At 39.8% G+C, this 22,507-nt stretch carries 20 protein-coding genes and 2 pseudogenes; 11 read left to right on the top strand and 11 right to left on the bottom strand.

Annotated elements, in window-relative coordinates; genetic code table 11:
• Window positions 1-51: 51 nt before the first annotated feature.
• Window positions 52-2,634: a TonB-dependent receptor gene (locus GQR39_RS13885; RefSeq protein WP_076925741.1), complete on the bottom strand. Its 2,583-nt coding sequence runs from the start codon at window positions 2,632-2,634 to the stop codon at window positions 52-54.
• Window positions 2,635-2,950: 316 nt separating this feature from the next.
• Window positions 2,951-3,121: an oxidoreductase-like domain-containing protein gene (locus GQR39_RS13890; RefSeq protein WP_076915784.1), complete on the bottom strand. Its 171-nt coding sequence runs from the start codon at window positions 3,119-3,121 to the stop codon at window positions 2,951-2,953.
• Between the two features lie 105 nt (window positions 3,122-3,226).
• Between GQR39_RS13890 and GQR39_RS13895 the strand changes: the two genes are divergently transcribed.
• Together GQR39_RS13895 and GQR39_RS13900 are read left to right on the top strand one after the other, a co-directional pair.
• Window positions 3,227-3,649, top strand: a complete 423-nt coding sequence (locus GQR39_RS13895) for a hypothetical protein (protein WP_024600540.1) — start codon at window positions 3,227-3,229, stop codon at window positions 3,647-3,649.
• An 87-nt stretch (window positions 3,650-3,736) separates the two neighbouring features.
• Window positions 3,737-5,101 carry a leucyl aminopeptidase family protein gene (locus GQR39_RS13900; RefSeq protein ID WP_165735894.1) on the top strand — a complete coding sequence of 455 codons (1,365 nt, stop codon included), beginning with the start codon at window positions 3,737-3,739 and terminating at the stop codon, window positions 5,099-5,101.
• A 38-nt stretch (window positions 5,102-5,139) separates the two neighbouring features.
• On the opposite strand, the gene GQR39_RS13905 is transcribed toward GQR39_RS13900, so the two are convergent.
• Complete coding sequence (locus GQR39_RS13905) at window positions 5,140-5,526, bottom strand: VOC family protein (protein WP_121953611.1); 387 nt, start codon at window positions 5,524-5,526, stop codon at window positions 5,140-5,142.
• A 70-nt stretch (window positions 5,527-5,596) separates the two neighbouring features.
• On the bottom strand, window positions 5,597-6,676 hold the full coding sequence (locus GQR39_RS13910) for a ketoacyl-ACP synthase III (RefSeq protein WP_165735895.1): 1,080 nt from the start codon (window positions 6,674-6,676) through the stop codon (window positions 5,597-5,599).
• A gap of 153 nt (window positions 6,677-6,829) precedes the next feature.
• Here GQR39_RS13910 and GQR39_RS13915 point away from each other — a divergent pair, with 153 nt between their 5' ends.
• From GQR39_RS13915 to GQR39_RS13940, 6 genes and pseudogenes are all read left to right on the top strand, one after another.
• A complete protein-coding gene (locus GQR39_RS13915; RefSeq protein ID WP_165735896.1) occupies window positions 6,830-8,137 on the top strand; it encodes an amidohydrolase family protein in 1,308 nt (435 codons plus the stop codon).
• A gap of 8 nt (window positions 8,138-8,145) precedes the next feature.
• Window positions 8,146-8,550: a DUF4440 domain-containing protein gene (locus tag GQR39_RS13920; protein ID WP_165735897.1), complete on the top strand. Its 405-nt coding sequence runs from the start codon at window positions 8,146-8,148 to the stop codon at window positions 8,548-8,550.
• A 61-nt stretch (window positions 8,551-8,611) separates the two neighbouring features.
• A pseudogene (locus tag GQR39_RS13925) lies at window positions 8,612-9,851 on the top strand (ATP-binding protein).
• Window positions 9,848-10,375, top strand: a complete 528-nt coding sequence (locus GQR39_RS13930) for a response regulator (RefSeq protein ID WP_165735898.1) — start codon at window positions 9,848-9,850, stop codon at window positions 10,373-10,375. The pseudogene GQR39_RS13925 and the gene GQR39_RS13930 overlap by 4 nt, the downstream one beginning before the upstream one ends.
• 27 nt (window positions 10,376-10,402) lie before the next feature.
• Entirely contained in the window at window positions 10,403-10,825 is a 423-nt protein-coding gene (locus tag GQR39_RS13935; protein WP_165735899.1) for a DCC1-like thiol-disulfide oxidoreductase family protein, read from the top strand.
• Window positions 10,826-10,926: 101 nt separating this feature from the next.
• On the top strand, window positions 10,927-11,205 hold the full coding sequence (locus GQR39_RS13940; RefSeq protein ID WP_002959014.1) for a peptidylprolyl isomerase: 279 nt from the start codon (window positions 10,927-10,929) through the stop codon (window positions 11,203-11,205).
• A gap of 61 nt (window positions 11,206-11,266) precedes the next feature.
• Here the strand turns inward: GQR39_RS13940 and GQR39_RS13945 are convergent, their stop codons facing one another.
• The gene (locus tag GQR39_RS13945; protein WP_165735900.1) at window positions 11,267-11,998 is read right to left on the bottom strand and encodes a MauE/DoxX family redox-associated membrane protein; all 732 of its coding nucleotides are present in this window, start codon (window positions 11,996-11,998) and stop codon (window positions 11,267-11,269) included.
• Between the two features lie 599 nt (window positions 11,999-12,597).
• Here GQR39_RS13945 and GQR39_RS20315 point away from each other — a divergent pair.
• A pseudogene (locus GQR39_RS20315) lies at window positions 12,598-12,787 on the top strand (peptidylprolyl isomerase); the annotation flags it as partial.
• Window positions 12,788-12,974: 187 nt separating this feature from the next.
• Here GQR39_RS20315 and drt4 read toward each other — a convergent pair.
• The 6 genes from drt4 to GQR39_RS13975 all read right to left on the bottom strand — a co-directional run bounded on the left by drt4 (window position 12,975) and on the right by GQR39_RS13975 (window position 18,638).
• Window positions 12,975-14,567 (bottom strand): antiviral reverse transcriptase Drt4, encoded by a 1,593-nt coding sequence (gene drt4 / locus GQR39_RS13950; RefSeq protein WP_165735901.1) that lies wholly within the window; start codon window positions 14,565-14,567, stop codon window positions 12,975-12,977.
• Between the two features lie 230 nt (window positions 14,568-14,797).
• Window positions 14,798-15,457, bottom strand: coding sequence for a DsbA family oxidoreductase (locus GQR39_RS13955; RefSeq protein WP_165735902.1), 660 nt, complete (start codon window positions 15,455-15,457; stop codon window positions 14,798-14,800).
• A 120-nt stretch (window positions 15,458-15,577) separates the two neighbouring features.
• Window positions 15,578-16,798 carry a Xaa-Pro peptidase family protein gene (locus GQR39_RS13960; RefSeq protein ID WP_165735903.1) on the bottom strand — a complete coding sequence of 407 codons (1,221 nt, stop codon included), beginning with the start codon at window positions 16,796-16,798 and terminating at the stop codon, window positions 15,578-15,580.
• A gap of 101 nt (window positions 16,799-16,899) precedes the next feature.
• Window positions 16,900-17,508 carry a flavin reductase gene (locus GQR39_RS13965; RefSeq protein WP_024605704.1) on the bottom strand — a complete coding sequence of 203 codons (609 nt, stop codon included), beginning with the start codon at window positions 17,506-17,508 and terminating at the stop codon, window positions 16,900-16,902.
• A 9-nt stretch (window positions 17,509-17,517) separates the two neighbouring features.
• Complete coding sequence (locus tag GQR39_RS13970; RefSeq protein ID WP_165735904.1) at window positions 17,518-18,243, bottom strand: SDR family oxidoreductase; 726 nt, start codon at window positions 18,241-18,243, stop codon at window positions 17,518-17,520.
• Window positions 18,240-18,638: a DUF393 domain-containing protein gene (locus tag GQR39_RS13975; RefSeq protein ID WP_165735905.1), complete on the bottom strand. Its 399-nt coding sequence runs from the start codon at window positions 18,636-18,638 to the stop codon at window positions 18,240-18,242. Before GQR39_RS13975 ends, GQR39_RS13970 begins: the two co-directional genes overlap by 4 nt.
• Before the next feature lie 120 nt (window positions 18,639-18,758).
• Here GQR39_RS13975 and ppc point away from each other — a divergent pair, with 120 nt between their 5' ends.
• Together ppc and cdd are read left to right on the top strand one after the other, a co-directional pair.
• Entirely contained in the window at window positions 18,759-21,404 is a 2,646-nt protein-coding gene (gene ppc / locus GQR39_RS13980) for a phosphoenolpyruvate carboxylase (RefSeq protein ID WP_165735906.1), read from the top strand.
• Window positions 21,405-21,540: 136 nt separating this feature from the next.
• Window positions 21,541-22,467: a cytidine deaminase gene (cdd, locus tag GQR39_RS13985; RefSeq protein ID WP_165735907.1), complete on the top strand. Its 927-nt coding sequence runs from the start codon at window positions 21,541-21,543 to the stop codon at window positions 22,465-22,467.
• Window positions 22,468-22,507: the final 40 nt, after the last annotated feature.

Raw genomic sequence — 22,507 nt, forward strand, 5'->3', positions numbered from 1 at the left:
AAAAGGCGAAATGTCTTTAACATTTCGCCTTTGGTTCTTCATGAAAATAGTTTAGAAAGTATATGTTGCTTTCGCGTAGTAAAAGCCACCGTTAATACCAAACGGAGATGTTTCATAGTATTGACCACCCCAGTTGTTATTAGGAATTCCCGTTGCATCTGCAAAATCAAGTTTTTCAGCATCTTGGTCAAACAAGTTTTGAGCGCCTACAGAGAAGCTAACTGATTCATTTAAGAAGTAAGTAACTTCAGCATCAATAGTGACGGCAGCATCTGCTGTTTTAGCTGTTGCATCATAATCAACGTGAACACCTTGGTATTCGCCGTAGTAGTTTGCACGAGCAAATGCAGAAACTGATTCCCACTGCTGAGATAATGTGAACGTTGCACGATGATTCGGTAAGTCTTCTTCTAAGCGCTTAACCTTAAACGCACCTGTAATCTCACTAAATTGAGTTACTTCAGTATCATTCCAGTTATAAGCAAGGCTAAATGTAGAGCTACCGCCCATTAGTTCAGCTGTATAGTTGGCAACTAAATCGATACCTTGTGTTGTTGTATCAAAGTCATTTGTAAAAAAGCTTACTTGAGCAAGACCTTGTACATTAGGAACTCCAGCCGCTGTAAGTGTATCTTTATCTGCTTGGCTTAAGTTGATTTTATCTGATTGACTAATACGGTCATCTACTTGAATATTGTAGTAATCAAGCGTTAAAAATAACTCGCCGATTGTGTATACAGCACCAAGCGTATAGCTTTGCGATTCTTCCGGCTCAAGCTCTGTACCACCTAATTGCACTGCAATTGGGTTTGTTGGTGGAAGAAGCGCTGAATCTTGTAATACGCCGCTATCTAAGCTTGTTTGTACGTTACTTACGTTAGCTTGACCAACTGTAGGTGCACGGAAACCGCTACTTACAGAGCCACGAATATTTAAATCTTCAGTTAAATGGTATTGAGCCATTACTTTGTAGTTAGTTGTAGTACCAAAGCTGTCGTAGTCTTCAAAGCGAAGCGCCACGCCCATTAGGAAATCTTCAGTAAACGGTGCTTCAACATCAACATATGCTGCATAGTTACGACGAGAAAACTCACCTGCTTGTGATGGTTTAAAACCAGGGAAGCCGTTAGAGCCAATACCAAAACCTTGTTCTGTTAAAGGGCCTGCAGTGTAAGATGCTTCATCACCAGAAATGATAGTGAATGTTTCTTCGTGCCATTCAAAACCACCGGCAATATTTACATCATAAGCTAAACCAAAGTCGACACCCTTTGATAAATCAAAGTTAAAGTTTTTCTCTAGTTGCTCATATTTACCTGGGCTGAAATCACGTGGTGTATCTGCACCTAAAGAGGCATTAACTGTATCGTAAATAAAGTAACGTGATTCATTTAAGCCCACAGTACCGCTTAAGTCATAGTAAGTATCTTTTAAGAAACCACCAGTGAATCGCCCTTTAGTACCGATAGTTAAAGAAGTATCAGTAATGTTGCCGCCAAAGTTAGGTGTAAAACCACCTGGAAGCGATTCGTTAAATGCAAAACAATCTGGGTTGTTCGCTACACCATTTATGTAAGCTGGATCATCTAGTACGTTGCCATCTGTTATTGCAATAGTAGGACAGTTAGCGCTCATATCAGGTGTTAAATCTGCAACAAGCAGAGTTTCGCCACCATCATTTGAATAAACACCAGAACGCGTTTGTGGGTTACGGTAGTAAAAGCCACCACGTACATCACGTTCAGAGTAGTTACCAAACATGTAAAATTCAGAATCGTTAGTGAGCTCTAAACCCACGTTACCAAAAATTGTAATATCGTCATCAACTTCTGGTGCGCCCCATACTTGTGCTAGCGAAGATACATCAGGAACACCGGCAGCTGAAAGAGCTGCAGCATCGGCACGCTGAACTGAGCGGCTTGTTGCATCTGCTGTTTTGTATTGAAAACTTAAATTAGCAAAGCCATTGTCGGTAAAAGGTAAACCCACGTTACCCGACACTTGTGTTGTATCCCCATCGCCTTCATAAAATTGACCATGGCGAATTTCTAATTTACCGCCTTCTGAAGCGTCTTTTAACTGGAAGTTCATTACACCGGCAATTGCATCAGAACCATACTGTGCGGCTGCGCCATCACGAAGTACTTCTACTTGTTTAATAGCAATGCTTGGAATTACTGAAATATCTGCACCTTGGGCACCATCATTAATACCACCGCCTAAAAACGCAATTACAGAAGCACGATGACGACGTTTGCCGTTTAAAAGAACTAATGTGCTGTCTGATGGTAAACCACGTAAGTTAGCTGGGCGAACAAGAGAGGCTGCATCGCTAATAGGGTTTTGATGTACGTTAAAAGATGGCACGGCACCTTTTAAAAGTTCAAGCATGTCAGTGTTGCCCGACTTTTCAAGCTCTTCGCCACCAATGATATCGATTGGCACCGGTGAATCACCGATTGAACGTGGAGCTGAACGCGTACCTACTACGGCAATTTTCTCTACGTTTTTGTTTACTTTAGTTTGTTGTTGCTCGTCTGCTGCAACAGCAGTACCTGAAAAAAACAACCCTGCAGTGGTTGTAGCTAAAGCAAATTTGATTGCTTGGTTTAGCGCATTATTTTTTAATTTCATTCTAATTTTCCCCAGTTAGAATAATTCTTATTTTTGATGCTAATTTCACATCATTTATTTTTTACTTAATTTTTGTTTCACATAAGTTTGAGGGTTTAGCTCAAAAGCCTAATCAATTAAGCTTACTTTTTGTGAAGTCCTATCTACAGACTATAGGTAAAAAACGAGGAGAGCAATTGTTAATTAACCGTTTGATAACAAAAAGGTTCAATTTAATAAAAAATGCAACAGTGGTGCAAAGTGAAGTGGAAATGAACTAAATAAGTGCAAATAGGGTTGTTAAGAGGAATTTTAATGCGTTGGAAATATTAAAATGTTATTTATTTGTTTCTTTCTTGTGTTTTTTAATGTTTTGTATGCAGCGCCAAGCCACTAATTTTTCTTTATATTCATCCCACACACAGGGGCAGCAACTACCGCCGCCACAGCATTCATCAGATTTTGGTTTTTCAGGCTTTTGCGGTATTTGACTTGATAAATTTTGCATTATTGTATGTATTTAATACTAATTTGGTGCAATAAGAGTAAGTGAAAGGCCGTAGCAAGTAAATTATTCTTTGTGAACCTGCGCCGCTGTGTGAAAATAAAAGCTATGCGATTATATAAAGTTATTCACCGTGCGCCTTGGCGGGTAGTTAAAATTAGTAAGAAACGCCAACAGCTGCGTTTTCGTCGTGCTATGGTGGCGCTTAAAATCGCACTTGCTCAAGAAAAACAAGAAACCAAAGAAATGCTCTCTATTTATAGGCGCTATACCCAAGGCCAAACAAGTAAAGAGGAGTTAAAACGCGCTAATGAACAGTTTGTTGATATTCTAAAAGGGCTAGGGCTCGGTGTGTTTGCTGTATTACCTTTTGCTCCGCTTACAATTCCTTTAGTTGTTAAATTAGGGAGTTTAGTGGGAGTTGATGTACTGCCAAGCTCGTTTAATATAAACAAATCTATTAAAGAACTTGATGCTAAAATAGATCAAGAAAATCAAAAGCAAGAATCCAAAAACAGCTTAAAAAAGTAACTAAAATCCCTTCAAATTAGCGATACCTTTTAGGTGCGCTTATTGATATGCTCTTAAGTACCATTTTTATATTATATGAGCTTTTTAATGAGTGCATTACTACGTCATACATCTTCTGGTATTCCTTTATCTTTTATTCTTAAAAACGAATTATCTGACTGGCAAGCACAGCAGCCTGCATTTATACAAAATTGGTTAACTAATACAGGTTTTGAAAAGCAAGGTGTTGCTTTAATCCCTGATGCTAAAACGGGCGAGTTAAGCCAGGTATTTTGTTTAATGCAAAGTAGCGATGATTTTTGGGCTGCGGGTAATTTAGCAAATACACTTCCTACTGGTACTTATCAAATTCAAGGCGAGAGCGCTTTTGTAGAGCAAGTTGCTTTAGGGTTTGTGCTTGGTGGTTACGAATTTAGTGAATATAAAGAAAAACCAACAGCAAAAGCGCAATTAGTCATTAGCGATAAAGCGTTGTTTGACCGTATTAGCCAACAAGCTGATGCCATTACACTTGCACGTGATTTAGTAAACACCCCAGCGGTAGATATGATGCCGCAACATTTATCGCAAGTAATGGAAGATTTAGCTGCAACTTACAATGGCGAATTTTCACAGTGGATTGGTGATGAGTTACTAGAGCAAAACTACCCGACTATTCATATGGTGGGTCGTGCAAGCGAAAACAAACCGCGTTTACTCGATTTAAAATGGGGTGCAACAGATGCTCCATTAATTACACTAGTAGGTAAGGGCGTATGTTTTGACTCAGGTGGACTTGATTTAAAACCAAGTTCTGGCATGCGTAACATGAAAAAAGACATGGGCGGCGCGGCGCACGTAATTGCACTAGCACAGCTTATTATGGCAGCTAACTTACCAATTAGATTACGAGTGCTTGTACCCGCTGTTGAAAATGCAGTATCGCGCAATGCATTTCGCCCTGGCGATGTTGTTAAAACACGCAAAGGCATTATGGTCGAAATTGATAATACAGACGCAGAAGGGCGCTTAGTATTGTGTGATGCATTAAGCGAAGCACAAAACGATAATCCTGAGCTAATTATTGATTTTGCTACCCTCACGGGTGCATGTCGTGTTGCGTTAGGCACGGAGCTTCCGGGCTTTTTCTCAACAGAGCGCGATGTAGCAAACGGTATTATTGATGCAGGTTTAAGTGTATATGACCCTGTTTGGCAGCTTCCGTTGTTTGAGCAATACAAAAACTTACTAAAAAGCGATGTAGCCGATATGGCAAACTGTGCAAGCACACCATTTGGTGGTGCTATTACTGCGGCGCTTTACTTAAAAGAATTTGTTGAACCAACAACACCATGGGTACACTTTGATGTAATGGCATGGAACTTACGTGCATTACCAGGTCGTCCAACAGGTGGTGAAGCGTTAGGTATTCGCGCGGTGTTTACTTACTTACAAAACCGTTTTAATAAATAAGTTTTTGATTCAATAGTAAGAACTTGAGCTTATGAGTTTTAAACCTCATAAAGCTCAAGTGGCAAGTTATCTGGATCGGCAAAAAAGGTAAACTTTTTGCCGGTTATTTCATCCACTCTAATATCCTCAACGTTTACTTCGCACGACTCTAAATACGTTTTTGCAATCTGTACATCCGCTACCTTAAAAGCTAAATGTCTTAAGCCTTGTGCTTCGGGATAGCTTGGTCTTGCGGGCGATCCATCAAACGAAAATAGCTCTATTTGGCTACCATCGGGCATGGCTAAATCTAATTTATATGAATTACGATCAGCTCTAAAGTGCTCATTAATAACGTTAAGTTTAAGTACATTGCTATAAAAGTGTTTAGAACGTGCATAGTCACTGCAAATAATGGCAGCGTGGTGAATACCTAAAAGTTTCAAATTTAATTCCTTAAAAAGCAAAAACGCACTTAATGAAGTGCGTTTTATATGTTGCTTACTACATGTTGTGTTAGCTTGGCTGCGCTTCTTTACATGCTTTAACGGCCGGTGCTACAAGTTCTAAACCGGTTTTATCACATGGCGGTAAAGCGGCATCGCTTACACTAATAGGCGTTACGCGTTCGCCCCATTTTATGTAACTTGCAGCCCAGGTAAGGCCTGCACCAAATGCAGCAGACATAATGTTTGAATGCGGTTTAATTAACCCTTGCTCAACGGCTTCACATAACGCAATAGCAATCGTAGCAGCAGAGGTATTACCATACTCACCAATGTTAACCATTACTTTTTCGTCAGGTACTTTTAAACGATGCTGAATAGCCTGAATAATACGTAAGTTAGCTTGGTGTGGAACGAGTACATTAATGTCATCAAGGCTCAAATCGGCTTGTTTAAGTACATCGTCGCACGCTTCGCTCATGCCTTTAACAGCACGTTTGAAAATTTCACGACCTTCAAATAATAAATCAGATGGACCAATTGACTCATATTTATTTAAATCACTACCAAAGTTAGTGATGTGTAAAATATCGCGGTCTTCACTGTCACAACCAGTTTTGGTTGCTAGTAAACCAGCTGGCGTATCTGCCGCTTCAAGTACTACTGCACCTGCGCCATCGCCAAATAAAACAGCGCTATCGCGACGTGCCCAGTTTACGTACCAGGTCATACGCTCAGCGGCAATGACCACTGCTTTTTTGATCATACCCGCTTGAATTTGTGCTGTAGCAGCTTGCAATGCATATAAAAAGCCCGAACATGCCGCGTTTGTATCCATTGCGGCAGCGCCTGTTGCACCAATGTTTTTTTGCACTTGTGAGGCGGTATTTGCCACAACAGTAGAAGGTGTACAGGTTGCTAATATTACTAAATCAATATCTTTAGGATCAACGCCTGCGCACGCAATAGCATGCTTAGCTGCAACGGTTGCCAGCTCGGCGGTACTTACATGGCTCACACGGCGAGATTTAATGCCTGTACGCGAGGTTATCCACTCGTCGGTGGTATCAACTATTTCACTAATTTCATCGTTGCTAATGCTTGCTGGTGGAATGCATTTACCCCAACCAGTGATATGTGCGTAAGGCATAGTATGTTCTCTTAAGGTGGTCTGACATGTATTACTAATGGGTGAGTTATACCAAAAAACGGCTTTCAAGACTAGTTTATAGCATGCTTTGTGTCGTAAATATTCGCAATTACAGGTTATTTAAGGTAATGCTAGTATAAAAAAGGAGCAAGTATGAAAACAACACTAATAACAACATTCACTGCAATAACGCTGGCATTAATAGCAAATGGGGCTTTTGCTCAACAGCATAAAATTATTTATGCGGGCAGTTTACTTGCATCCGAGGATCAAAAAGTAAAAACAGAGCAAACGTTAGTCATAACAGATAATACAATAACAGCCATTAAAAACGGCTACCTCACAAAAGTAGAACTTAACCTACCTGATGCCGATATTATAAATCTTAAAAATCAATTTGTAATGCCTGGTCTTATTGATATGCATGTTCACGTTACGTTTGAGCGAGATGCTAAAGCAAACCCTCACCGCTGGGCAACAGAATATGATGCCGATTATGCTTTGCGCTCAATTAAATATTTACAACGTACGCTCGATGCGGGTTTTACATCAGTGCGAGATTTAGGTAGCGATCACAAAGTTATATTTCCGCTAAAACGTGCTATTGAGCGAAATGATATTAACGGCCCTCGCATTTTTGCAGCGGGTAATACAATATCGCCTACCGGTGGACACGCAGATATGCACGGTTATCGAAAAGATATTACAGATGCGGTTACAGGCGGGATTGGTATATGTAATGGCGCGGATGATTGTAGCCGTGCGGTACGCGAGGTAATTAAAAGTGGCGCTGATGTAATTAAAATTACTGCCACGGGTGGAGTACTAAGTAATACCGCTGCTGGTGTTAACCAACAACTTACAGATGCAGAGCTGATTGCAATTGTTGATACTGCTCATCACTTGGGGCGTAAAGTTACAGCGCATGCACACGGTACACAAGGTATAAAAGCGGCCATAAAAGCCGGTGTAGATTCTATTGAGCATGGCTCTTATCTAGATAAAGAGGCAATAAAGTTATTTAAAAAAACGGGAGCTTATTTAGTACCGACGCTTTTAGCGGGTGCAACGGTAAGTGAAGAGGTGCTTACAAATCCAAATATGCCACCGGCAATAGTCGACAAAGTGCGTGAAGTGACTCCAAAAATGCAAGCTTCGTTTCAACTTGCACTGAAAAATAAGGTTAATATAGCATTTGGAACAGACTCTGGGGTGTCGCGTCATGGGCTCAATGCTAACGAATTTAGTTTAATGGTAAACAATGGTATGAGCGAAGCCCAAGCTATTAAGTCAGCAACTATACATGCAGCTAAACTGCTGGGGCAAAGCGCACTCATTGGCGACTTGAGTGTTGGTAAACAAGCAGATATTATCAGTGTAAATGGCTCACCGCTTAAAAATATCGACGTACTTAAAAACGTGCAATTTGTTATGAAAGCCGGGCAAGTTTATAAACAATAGGGAAGGTTATGAGCAGCAAAATAAAAGTGTCGTTGTTTAATCATTTGATTGACGCTGAGCGCCAGTTACTAGACCCAGAAGTTCGCCAATCTGAGCGGGCATTAGATGCTTTGCTCGATGATGAATTTATCGAAATTGCTGCCAATGGCACTACATTTAATAAATACCAAGTACTTACCCGTTTACCTACCGAGGTTGTGCCACAGTTTTATAATCAGCATTTTAAGGGCCGAATGCTAAGTGATGACGTAGTGCAACTTAGTTATCAAGCAGCTTATAGGCGCTCTGCTCGCAGTGAATTTAATTATTCATTGCGTATGTCGCTTTGGCGTAAACAAGGCGAGCAATGGAAAATGGTGTTTCATCAAGGAACGCCTTGTGCACCGTTTTCAATTTCGATGGATGATGATTAAAAATCATATAACCGTTAAAATAACCTTATTAAACATTTGATTGGGCAATCACCTCTTGTTAATGCAAACCGACCCCACCATTAGTCGACTATTAATGCTGCGAAGCGGTGCTATTGCGGTGCAATTAATTGCTGTGCTTAGCGTTTATTTTTTACTAGAACATCAAATCGCATTACTGCCATTACTGATTGTTATTGCCGTTGAGGCTGTGTTTCAGCTTATTAGCCTATTTGCCTATCGTAATGTAAGCCGCGCTAAACCTTTGGGTATGTTGATGCAGTTAACCGCTGATGTATTATTTTTAACGGTTTTGCTCTCTAAGCGGTGGTGCAACCAATGCATTTGTATCACTGTTATTGCTCCCGATAATGATCGCTGCTGTTACGTTGCGAGAAAAAGGATTAGCTTATATTGCGGTATTAGCCATTGCCGCATACAGTTTTTTACTGATAAAGATGCCCGATCACAGCATGCATCAAATGAATATGAGTGGTCACTTTATTGGCATGTGGGTTAATTTTGTTTTAAGTGCTAGCGTAATCGCATTAGTGATTGGCGCAATGAGCAGGGCACTTAAAGAGCGAGAGCAAATTATTGCAAACGTGCGTGAAAAACAATTACGTAATGAACAGCTTGTTACCCTTGATGGGGCCGCTGCACAAATAACCCATCAACTAGCGACCCCAATTGCAAATTTACAGCTATTGTTTGAAGAGTTATTAGAAGACCAACCAAACAACCCCATTGTTAAGCACATGCAAGCGCCGCTTACTCAGTGTAGTACGCAACTTAACGACTTTAGAAAACTCTCAGAGCAGCTACGCCTCAAAAATTCGCAAGAGCATACCAGCGTAAAGCAACTGCAGACACAAATTACAGACACACTTCTACTGCAATACCCTGATCAGCAAATTAAATGGATTACGCCACCTATTGCAGCAACATTGATAAGTGATGCCATGTTATTGCCTGCTATTTTAAATTTATTGCAGAACGCCGCGCTCGCTAATCAAAAACAAGGCCAAACTCAATTAGAGCTGAGTTGGCAGCAAGATAACTTACATAGTGAATGCGTTTACTTGTTAATTCGTGATTTTGGCCCTGGCTTTTCATCATCGCAATTAGCAGAGCTGGGCGGGCAACTTATGCCAAGCGATCAAGGAATGGGGCTTGCTGTGCTTTTATCAAATGTTACTTTTGAGCGTTTGAATGGCTCACTTACCTTGTTTAACCATGCAGATGGCGGCGCTGTCGCCAAAGTTAAACTCGCTATTGTAAACACTGAGAATAACGCCTTATGAAGTTACTTATAATTGAAGACGACATAAATTTAGCCAGCACACTGGCAAGGCGCTTAACTAAACAAGGCTTTATCTGCGAGGTGGCGCATAACCAAAGTGATGCGTTACTTACCGCGCGTAAACTATTGCCCGACTTTATTTTATTAGACATGAAACTAGGTGACGATAACGGACTTGTACTCATAAAGCCGCTGCGTAGTTTGCTCACTCAGGCTCATATTGTTTTACTAACTGGGTTTGCAAGTATAGCAACCGCAGTAGAGGCAATGCGTTTAGGCGCAAACGACTACCTTACTAAACCGGTTGATATGGCAACATTATTAAAAGCGCTTAACACCGAGCCTGTGGCATCGGCATCGAGTGTTATTGATGATGCGGTTATGTCGCCAGAGCGTTTAGAGTGGGAGCATATTCAACAAGTATTACACAGTAATAATGGCAATGTGTCGGTTACCGCAAGGCAACTTAATATGCACAGACGTACTTTGCAGCGCAAGTTACAAAAAAAGCCGGTGCAGCAGTAATTTAGTACTTAATTTAAGGAAAGTGTTATGAGCGATGATGCAGTGACAATAATGCAAAATCAAAAAATTATATTATTTGATGCGCAATGTAAGCTTTGCAGCGCGTGGTGTAACTTTATTATTGCTCACGACACTAATACTATTTTTAAATTATGCAGCGTGCAATCTCCAAAAGGAGAACTGTTGTTAACGCATTTTGGTCTATCAACAACTGAATATGCCTCAATGGTTTACCTAGAAAATGGTAACGCGTATACACAAAGTCATGCTTTTTTTAACGTTGTTAAGCAGCTAGGTTACCCATACAAGCTAGCAAACGTATTTAGTATTTTGCCAAATAGGTTTAATAATTGGTTATACGATAGGGTTGCTTTAAACCGCTATACCTTATTTGGAAAATATCAGTATTGCAGAATTCCCAACCCAGAGGATGCTAAACATTATTTATAAATTAGGCGTTATACACTGCAGTATAAGTAGATGCCAGGTTTATGGGGTTGTGTTAAAATCGCCGCGTTTAATTTTAGCTAACGGTATAAAAGGCTTTTTTCATGGCAAACACAGCACACGCACTTCACATTTTGGTAAAGCACAAAGAGATTGCAGAAGATATTATTAAGCAATTAGGTAAAGGTGCAAAGTTTCAAACCTTAGCTAAAAAGTATTCGTCATGCCCATCTGGTAAAAAAGGTGGTGACTTAGGTGAGTTTAGGCGCGGCCAAATGGTCCCTCAGTTTGATAAAATTGCATTTAAAGGTGCAATTTTAGAGCCTCACTTAGTTAAAACTAAATTTGGCTGGCATGTAATTAAAGTGCTTTATCGTACTTAATAAGCTCGCTGACAATTATTTAATAGGCTGCACACTGCAGCCTTTTAAGTGTTAAGTCTTTTTATTTAATCAACATCCAAATACCTGCAGCAATCATAAACAGGTTTTCGGTCAGAGAGACAAACCCCAGCGGTACATTACTATCACCGCCAACGCAGGCACACTTAAGCTCTCGTTTGTCTATGTAAACAGCCTTAATCACTGACACGGCTCCAACTCCTCCAATAAATAAAGAAATTGGTGCAACAACATAAGCTGAAAGCCCTGCAATCATGCCTATACTGACAAATGCTTCTAAAAATGGATACACATAAGCATACCTAACTACTTTCATAGCAAATAAATCATAGGTTATAAAAGAATTACTAAAGCTGTATAAGTCGCGTAATTTTTGAATAGCCAGTACGCCCATTGTTAGCGCGACAAACAGCATAACTGTATGCATAGAAAAAAGTGCAAAGCCAGTCGAGTAGCTAAATGCAAAGGCAAGTAATAACGTGACAGCAAAAATGGCCGTAACGGGGGTATAAGTTGTACCTTGTTGGCCTGGCTCTGATTTATTAAAGTAAGCGCGCAAATCATCATATCCGCCAATGCGTTCGTTATCGATAAATGTTTGGGGTGTGGTATCAACATTGTGTTTTTGTTGAAATGCATCGGTTTCTTCACGCGAAGTCAGTGGTTTATCATCTACCTTATAGCCCTTTCGCTTCAGTAAATCTTTTGATTTGAGTCCAAATGGGCAAATATGCTCATCGGTTACCATTCTGTATAATATTGCTGACTTAGCCATGCTTGCTCCTCATATGTAATTCGTTATTAATTAGCCCTTTAGTAATAGTGAGAGTGTATAGCGGTATGAAAGAATTTAATGGCACCTTGTAATATTTACGTGGCATTTGAAATAAAATAGCGCGCAGCACACTCATTAAGAACACATAATAGACAATGCACGTATAGTGCCAGCGCTTTTATAAAAACGTAGAGGGTAAGATTTGAGTAGCAGAGGGTTTTTGTTAAAAGCTTATTGAAATATCGGCTTACATTAAAGGTTAGTGTCAGGTATTAATTTATACAATTTAATAGGTTATAAAATGGTTTGGTCTCTAAAGTTGGAAGGTGCGGGAGTATTGTAAGAAAATCCATCGAAAATTAATAGAAGCTATATGCTGAATTTCTCTTATTGTGAACATAGGAGGTGAATATGAAAAAGCTTATACTTTTATTGTTATCATTTTAACTATGGGCTCTGTCATTTAAATATATGTTACAGATGGGGATAGTGATGGTTACAAGCAAATAAATTGGAGTTGCGCATTTGAATACCACAAAGAACTAGTTGGTCAAAAAGTAACTTCAACTGCCTTTTATACGCAACTAGGTTAGTGTTAAAAGTTTCAAATCTTAGCTAAAAAATATTCATCCTGCCGATTAGGGCAAGAGGCAGTGACCTAGGTAAATTTGGGCTCGACCAAATGTTTTATCAGTTTGAAAATTAGCCTTTATAGGCGCTATTTTAGAGACGCTCCTAGTTAAAACTAAATTTGACTGGCGTGTAATTAAAGTACTTTATCGTACTTAATAAGCTCGCTGACAAATACTAAAAAGGCTGCACACTGCAGCCTTTTTAGTTATCAAGCTATAAATTTTATTGAATGTATAGCTTGGAATTGTTGGGTTTAAATGAAGTTGGAAACTTTTTAGTGAAAATCAGATGACCACTACACTAGTTAGTTATTATGATGGGGTAAATAGGAAAACTAAAAGTTTTACTTCTTAATCTTTTCCAATAAGCCTTCAATAGGTCCGAAGACAAAACCTGTATTAATTCCGTCACATTTATGTTCTGCTTGAGTATGTGTTTCACCGGGTATGAAATTAACATCAAACTCCAAGAGAGTATCAAAGATTTTAATATTGGTGTAAGCATTTTTTACATCACCATCTCTGAATAACTGATAAAGCAAAAGCCAATATGTATCAATAAAGTAGTTGTCGTTTGAGTTAATTACTTTATCTGCAAAATCAACAATTTGCTTATTACCAATAAGTATTGAATTCAGAATAGTCAAGCTGACGCAATCTTCACTCGCTATAATCGCATCTATAGTGTTATCGGCAGGAGCAATTCCTAATTTTTTCATTATGTGGAGAGGCCAACAGATTCCATCTGAACGACGATGTTTACAGTTTTCAATAATTAGGGCATTTAGATGATTATCAATGTCACCTCTTTTAATATTGGATTTTTCAATTAACCTATCAAGGTATGGGATTAAAATAGGGTAGTGCCAAGATAAGTTCAGAACACAGCTGTATACGGTCGCTGGGGCTTGATGATCAAGAAAGTTTACTATCAACTGAATAGCATATTTCAATACACTGCCGTCAGGTGTTTGCTTGTTTACAAGAATTGCATGATTGATGAATGTGATAGCTTCAGAAGCTGTTAGCTTTGGCTCATCTTCGTGGGATTTATTCAATCTACTAGGTAGGTTGCCAAGCAATTCTAATACCCACGCATCTTGATCTGGTGCAGGCTGCTCGATAATCTGAGTTTTTTGAATATTCAAAGATAGCTTGTATCTTGCTAATAAGTGTCCAAGTAGTAATAGAAATTGATGTGCGGATTCATTTGTTTCACAGTAACAATTGTAATCATCCACGTATCGGTGAAAGTGATAACCAGCTTCTAATAGCTCCGAATCTATTTTTCCAAGTATGATTTCAAGACTAATATTTGAAGTGGCAGAACCTATTGGAATACCTTGTGTTTCGTTACGTTTGCATTTTCTTTGGTATTTATCGACCAGATTGAACCACAAGTGATGTTGGCGATTAGTCTTGGCGTAGTCGAATCCAACAAGCCCCCATGCGATAGCATGTGAATATATACTATTGAAGCAGTTTGATATGTCAGCTTTGACTTGAAAGCGCTTACCAAAACTCTCAGTTAGTGCTCGTGTGGTTTTTTCAATGGGGTCTTCATAGTTCATTACCATGATTCGACCATCTTCATGTTCTTCAGGTTTTATAATACTGCTTTCGCTGGTGGTAAATGGCTGAATCTTATTCCAGTGGTCGTGCAAGTGACTTGCGAGCAACGCGTATGCTTTAGGATGAATCAATGATAGTTCACGGAATGCGTTGTTATACCTAGTAGCATTATATGTCACTACATCATAGCCACTGCTTTCTCGGGTGTCAGATTCCCTAAGTGCTGCTAATGCTTCACAGACCTCTGGAGTAAACTGCCTAGTGCTAATAAGTGGTGGTAGTTCCCCTATATTAGACTTCTGGTTTGGGAAATAATTGTAGCGAGTCAAAGCTCTGTAGAACTTTCTTTTTGTATAAGCGTCCATTCTTACATCCAGATAACGAAAGTGAATGAGGATATTACGTTATTAAAAAGCTGTTTAAAATATTTATTTTACGCATGTTTATGTCACAAACATAAGAAGGCAGGTTGAATCTTAAGTGTACTAAGGCACTTTATCGTACTTAGTTTTCTTTAAAGTAAAGAAGCAACCTTCGCTATATAGAAAAAGACTGCATTGCGCAGCCTTATATATGTTAAACAGCAATTTACTCGCTAAGCGTCTTGCTTGGCTTCTTCTTCACTAATTTGTTTTAGTGCTTGAATGAATGAGTCGCTTGGTTGTCCGCCAGTAAGTGCATATTTATCGTTTATGATAAATGTAGGTACTGAAGTAATACCCATCTGTTTAAAGTTGTCTTGCTCTTGGCGTACGTCTTGAACGTATTTGTCTGAATGTAGGATACTGCGCGCAGTTTCTTTATCAAGACCTACTTTTTCAACAACGTCGAGCAGTGCTTCTTCTTGATTTAAGTATTTTAAATCAGTGAAGTGCGCTTCAAAAAAGGCGAGTTTTAACTCGGTTTGCTTACCTTCTTCACGTGCCCACATTAATAAACGATGCAAATCAAAGCTGTTGATCATGATGCGTTTGCCATCAAAATTAAAAGTAAACCCAGCACGTTGACCTGCTTCGAACATGTTTTTACGATTTTCGTCGCCTTGCTCTTCTGTTAGGTTGTACTTTTGCATTAAATGTTCGTTTAAATCCTGACCTTCAATTGGCATATCTGGATTTAGTTCAAAAGGATGCCACGTAATATCTGCGCTCATTTCGTCTTTGAGTTGCTCTAGTGCAGTTTCTAGGTTTTTATAACCCACTACACACCAAGGGCACATTACGTCTGAAACGATATCAATTTTAAAGTTTTTCATATTTATCCTTTTGAGGATTGCTTATAACTAAGTATAAAAAAGGATATTGGGATTAATTTAGCTTTATCAATACCAAACTAAAAAGAGCAACTAAACAGCTGCTCTTGAAGGAATTCAGTTTTAAGCGTTAAGCCCAAATGGGTCGTCAATACTATAACTTGGTTGTGTAAACCAATGAGGGCCGTTGTCGGTCATGTAAAAATGATCTTCTAAACGTACGCCAAATTCATCAGGTATAACTAACATTGGCTCGTTACTAAAGCACATGCCTGGGGCAAGTGGGGTTTTATCACCGCCAACTAAGTATGGCCATTCATGAATGTCTAGCCCAATGCCGTGGCCAGTTCGATGCGGGCAACCCGGTGTTTGGTACTGCGGACCTAACCCTTGCGCCGCTAAATAAGTACGTGCGCCCGCGTCTACGTCTTCGCACGTAGCACCGATTTTAGCTGCATTAAATGCCGCCATTTGCGCTGCTTTTTCATGATCCCAAAACATGCGTTGGCGCATTGTTGGTTCGCCAAATACATAGGTACGGGTAATATCAGATAGGTAATCGTGTACTTTACAGCCGGTATCAATTAATACCATATCGCCTTTTTTAAGTACTTGGGCGTCTTTAACCCCGTGCGGAAAAGACGTTGCAACACCAAATAAAACAATACAAAAATAGTTACCTGGCGCGCCTACTTTTTGATGTGCTTGTTTAATAAAGGCTTCCACTTCGGTGGTGGTTATTCCCTCATAAAGCATGCTTGCTGTGGCTTGATGTACGGCTAAGGTCATATCCATCGCGCGCTGCATTAAGCTAAGCTCGTGAATTGATTTATGCATACGGCAATGCGCCGTTACAGGTTGTGCGTTTATGAGTGTTAAACCCGTTTGCGCTTTATTAATGCCGTCGAATATAAAAAATTGTGCGCTTTCATCAATGCCAATGGTTGCGTTTTCATTAATATTTAACTTTTTTAGTACTTCGACAAAAAGTGCATAAGGATTTTCGTGCTCTTGCCACCCATGAATAGGCCCCTCTATTACTTTAAACCCGTTTAGTGAACCAATTTCGAAATAAGGCGCAATATATTGTACTTCACCAAGGGCGGGTAATATCGCGCCAACCATGCGCTCGCTCGCGTACCATTTCATCCCTGTAAAGTAGGTTAGGTTGGTGCCAGCGTTTAAATAAATTGCATCTATGTTGTTAGCTAGCATATACGCTTGCGCCTTGGCTATGCGCTCTAAATGTTCGTCAGCTGCAATAGGGGTTAGCGTGTGCGTCATATTGCTTAAGCTTGCCAACGCTTGCTCGCTAGATTGTGTACCAATACCGATGGTAGTCATGTTTTTCTCCTTGGATTTTTAACTAGTGTGATTAATACCAAGGTAAAATTCAATGTTATGCGATAAGAGGCTAGTAGTTTATAGCCTCTTAAAAGGTCATATTATTTTTTAGCGTAAGGTAAACGCGTGAGTTTATTACTTGTGTGGTAGCTATCAAGCCCAGTTACTGCCACTGTTTCTATTGCTTGTAAATCTAGGAAACCGTCGCTTTGCAGCGCGGCTTTATCAACAAAAACATCCATAATTTCGCCAATAACGAGCTCAGTTCCATTGATGGCTAAATGTTGGTTTTCTACAAATTTAACCGAGTACTTTAAGCGGCTTTCTTTTACAAAAGGGGCTGCAAAGTCGTTTAAGTATTCAGGCGTTAAGCCTGTAGCATCAAACTCAGATTCGTCTTTATCGTAACGGGCTGAGGTTTGATGAGCTTGTTTATAAATCGACTTATTCACTTGATTAATGGTGTAAGTGCCCGTTTGTAAAATATTTTCAAACGTATGACGCGGCACACTATGAGGACGCATTATCATTGCAACTAACGGTGGGTTAGCCCCAAGGTGAATAACGGAGCTGACAATCGACAAGTTAGTATTGCCAAGTAAGTCTTGTGTACCAATTAAGTTAGCGCTTTTAAAACCCGAAAGAGAGTTGATTAAGTGAGTACGGGTATGTTTTTCAAGTGCGTCTATTCGCGCTTTAGTAAAATGCATTAAAAATCCTTACCACGGTATGGTTGAACCTTGCCAGTCTAAATAAGCAGGTTCACCGTTTAGTTTTAAATCAGGGTTGTTGTTTGTTAATTCAAAAAGCTGCCCAGCTACAAATTCAGGCGTAAATAACTTACCTGCAGGTACGTTTTTTTGAAAAGGCTTTGAGAGTTCGGTATCGGTAGTGCCTGGATGAAACAAAATGAGTTTTGTGTTTTTAGCACGACGAGCAAGTTCAATAGCCGCCGTTTTAAATAGCATGTTAAGCGCCGCTTTAGATGCGCGATAAGTATACCAGCCACCTAATTCATTGTCGTTTATGCTACCTACGCGCGCACTTAATGCTGTAATAGTACACTGCGTTTTGTGGGTTAATAGAGGCAATATGCTCTGTAAACAAAGTAACGGCGTGAGTGTATTAGCATTTAGTAACTCGTTAAAATAATCAGCGTTTAAATCTTCTAACTTTTTTTCGGGCATGTGCTGAGTGTTATGAAGTTTACCATTGAATATAATAACTTGATGTAATTCAGCTTGAGTATCTTTTAAGTGCTGGGTAAAAATAGCCAGGCTTTGAGCGCTGTAGTCGGTGCTAAAGTACTCAGTATGTGTAGGGGCGCTGCTGTATTCACTTGAGCTGACACACAGAACTTTAAATTGTGATGCATGGTTATTTAAGTGCTCAACATACGCTTTAGCAATCGCACTACTAGCGCCAAATAAAACAATGGTTTTCATTTACTACCCTTATTTTTTAAACTGCATTGCCCATTAGAACACGTTGTGTTTGGCATTAAAATTTTACTAAGGGAATGTCTGTATTTTGCAAATAACACATATCCACAGTCAGCGAAAAAGCTAATTATTGGCAAGCGAAAAATTTTCAACCAGCCGTGTTTACCCACTATTTTCCATGCCTCGTAAGTTACATCAAGCCCGTAAATCATTTCACCTGATTGCTTTTGAGCTTGTAGGTAAGTCATTGCTTTGTCTCTATCAATATACGAGTACCGCTCACTGAAGTCGGTCGCGTTAAGATCTTCAAGCGTAATTAGGTTTTTAGTATCTGCGTGCTTTAGTTGCTGCATTTCAGTGCTACAAAGAGGACAGTTACCATCGTAAAAAATGACCATGTGAATGCTTTGTGATTATTTTATATATACTTTTTTACGACAAGACATTGCAAATGGATCTATTAAATATCTCTTCATAATGATATTAATAGTGTCCTACGAAAAAATGGAGACTGATAAATGAGTGAACAATACGCCGCCTTGCGAGGTAATGTAAATTTACTAGGGCAACTACTAGGACAAACAATTAAAGATGCCCAAGGTCAAGCGATTTTAGATAAAGTAGAAGAAATTCGAGCTTTATCAAAATCATCTCGCAGTGGTAACGAAGACGACAGACAAGCGCTTATAGAAGTTTTACATGCGCTTAGTGACGAAGAGCTTTTACCGGTTGCCCGTTCATTTAATCATTTTTTAAACCTTGCTAATGTAGCAGAGCAATTTCATACCGTTTCGCGTTTTAATGACGTTGGCCTTGGTCAACAAAACCCTCTCACTCAAACATTAAAAACGTTAGCTACAAAAGCAGAACAAGGCCAGCTAGACAGTAATCATTTGGCCGAAACACTCTCAAAACTCCACATAAATTTAGTATTGACCGCTCACCCAACCGAGGTTACACGCCGTACTATTATTAACAAACACGTTGAACTAAGTGACTGCCTTGCATCATTAGAGCGAAAAGATAACTTAGTGCAAGAGCGTGACAATATTTTAAATCGTATTGAACAGCTGATTAGCCAAGCGTGGCATACCGACGATATTCGTCGCTCTCGTCCAACACCTGTTGATGAAGCTAAATGGGGCTATGCCGTAATAGAAAATAGCCTTTGGCATGCGGTACCGCGTTTTTTACGTGAATTTTCAGCCAATGTTAAAGACCAATTAAGCTTAGAGTTACCGATAGATTACAGCCCAATTGAGTTTACATCTTGGATGGGTGGAGACCGTGATGGTAATCCATTTGTAACATCGCAGGTAACAAAAGAGGTGCTTGATCATGGTCGTTGGATGGCACTTAACTTATACATTCAAGATTTAAAAACGTTGTGCGCTGAATTATCTATGTCAGATGCCAGTGATGAGCTTATTGAGCTTGCAGGGCAAGAGTTTGAACCATACAGAGCGGTAATCAAAAAGCTTAAAAATCAGGTTGCTGAAACAGTGGCGCACTTAGGTGCTAAAATTAAAAATAAGCGCAGCGATTCACAAGACTTAATTACTGATATTAATCAGCTTAAATACCCGGTTGAAGTGTGCTATCGCTCGTTATTAAAGTGTAATATGAAAGTAGTTGCGGATGGCTTATTACTTGATTTACTGCACCGTATAAATAGCTTTGGTTTGCGTTTAGCTAAACTTGATGTGCGCCAAGATTCGTCTCGCCACGGCGATGTGTTTTCTGAGCTAACGCGTTACTTAGGTTTAGGCGACTATAACCAATGGCAAGAGCAAGACAAACAAGCATTTTTACTTGCAGAGCTTAACTCACGCAGACCGCTTATTCCAAAACATTGGCAACCAAGTCCTGATGTACAAGAAGTACTTGATACCTTTGATGTGATTGCCAAGCAAGACGAAGCTACATTTGGTTTGTATATTATTTCGATGGCGCGCACAGCGTCAGATATTTTAGCGGTACAACTATTGCTAAAAGAAAGCGGCTGCAGCTTTGATTTACCAGTAGCACCGCTTTTTGAAACACTTGACGATTTAAACGCAGGCAGTGATGTAATTACCACATTGCTTGATAATGTTTGGTATCGCGGGCACATTAAAAACACACAAAACGTAATGATTGGTTACTCTGATTCAGCTAAAGATGCCGGCATGATGGCAGCAGGTTGGGCGCAGTACGAAGCAATGGATAAACTAGTACAACTTGCTGATGCACGTGGTATTGAGCTTGTTTTATTCCACGGACGTGGTGGTACAGTAGGTCGTGGTGGTGCACCCGCTGCACAAGCGCTGCATTCACAACCGCCAGGCTCTTTAAAAGGTGGTTTACGTGTAACCGAGCAAGGCGAGATGATTCGCTTTAAATTTGGTTTACCCGATGTAGCACTGCAAAGCTTAAATATTTACGCAGGCGCAGTTCTACAAAGTAACTTACTACCGCCACCGGAGCCAAAGCCAGAATGGCGCGAAGTAATGAAGCTAATAAGTGAGGAGTCGTGTGAGCACTACCGTAATGTAGTTCGCCATGATGAAAACTTTGTACCTTACTTTAGAATGGCAACACCTGAGCTTGAACTGTCTAAGCTACCGCTTGGCTCTCGCCCTGCAAAACGTAATCCTAATGGTGGCGTTGAAAGTTTACGTGCTATTCCATGGATTTTTGCTTGGAGCCAAAACCGTTTAATGCTTCCAGCATGGTTAGGTGCGTTAACAGGCTTAAAAGCTGCGCTTAATAAGTACGGCGCAGAAACCCTAAACGAAATGAGCTTACAATGGCCGTTCTTTAGATCGCGCTTAGAAATGCTAGAAATGGTATTTAGTAAAGCCGATTGCTGGTTGAGTGAGCATTACGACAATGCGCTGGTGGAAGATATGTACAAACCACTGGGTGTAACACTTCGTAAAGAGCTTCAAGAAGCCATTAGCTTGGTGCAATCACTTAGCCCGCAAAAAAGCCTACTAGCCGAACAACCTTGGATTAAGGAGTCGATTAGTTTACGTAACCCGTACACCGATCCACTTAACTTACTACAGGTTGAGCTTTTACGCCGTGCTCGCTCAGAGGAAAAACGCAACGAAGGTGACATTGATAATGCGTTAATGATCACGATGACAGGTATAGCTGCAGGTATGCGTAATACCGGCTAACACTTTATTTTGTTAGGTATACCTATTGGTATTAAAAGGGAGCACGCGATATGCTCCCTTTTTTTGCGTTAAATAGGCTGGTATTTAACATCCTAACCTTTTAAACTACTTAGCCATTGAATAATTAAAAAATGTTATGGCTTCAGCAACTTTTACTGTACAGCAAGATACAGCACTTACAAATTCTCACATCACATTAAACGTAGCGCAAACAGCGTCATTACGTAGTCAATTAAAATCACAACATGGCATATTAAATTCTAATAATATTAAACAGTTATGCGCACAACTCAATGTGTCTGATGATGCATTATTACAAGGTTTAGTACCTTTGGCTTCTGAGTATGCTGTTGCGCCGATATCAGATTTTCATGTAGGCGCAATTGTTAAAGCACTTGATGAAAACGATGAGGTAAACTTTTACTTTGGTGCAAATGTAGAGTTTGATCATCAAGCATTGAGTTTAGTGGTTCATGCAGAGCAATCGGCTATAAATAACGCATGGTTAAACGGTGCTAAAAAAATAGTTAAAATAGCGATTAGCGATGCACCGTGTGGGTATTGCCGCCAGTTTATGAACGAACTCGCTGATGCGAAAGAGTTTGATATTTTATTGCCAGAGCAACACTTTAAGTTGGCAGAATTACTGCCGCACTCGTTTGGGCCGACTGATTTAGGTAACGCGTTTAGCTTGTTTAATCCAGAGCCTCACCAGCACGTATTTGCAAATGATCAACTAGATGAAAAACTAGCAAGTACAGCATTAAACGCATACGTACCCTATAGTAAAAACTTTAGTGCAGTAAAAATTAGTACATTTGAAAATGGTGATTTTTACGGAAGTTACGCAGAAAACGCAGCGTACAGCCCAAGCTTGTCGCCACTACAAAGTGCACTTAGCCAATTATTTATCGCAGGGCTTAGCTTTAACGAAAGTACAGTAAAATCAATTACACTTTTAGAAACCGCAGGCCATGAAAACCAAGAGGGTGTAGCACGTGCTGTACTTGCAAGTTTTAAAAATCTACCGGCAATAGAAGTAATTAGCGCTCAGCTAAAATAACCTCTTAAAAACAATAAAGCACAGCCAGAGCTGTGCTTTA

Origin of the sequence: Pseudoalteromonas sp. C8 (assembly GCF_011378685.1) — a bacterium.
GTDB lineage: Bacteria > Pseudomonadota > Gammaproteobacteria > Enterobacterales > Alteromonadaceae > Pseudoalteromonas > Pseudoalteromonas arctica.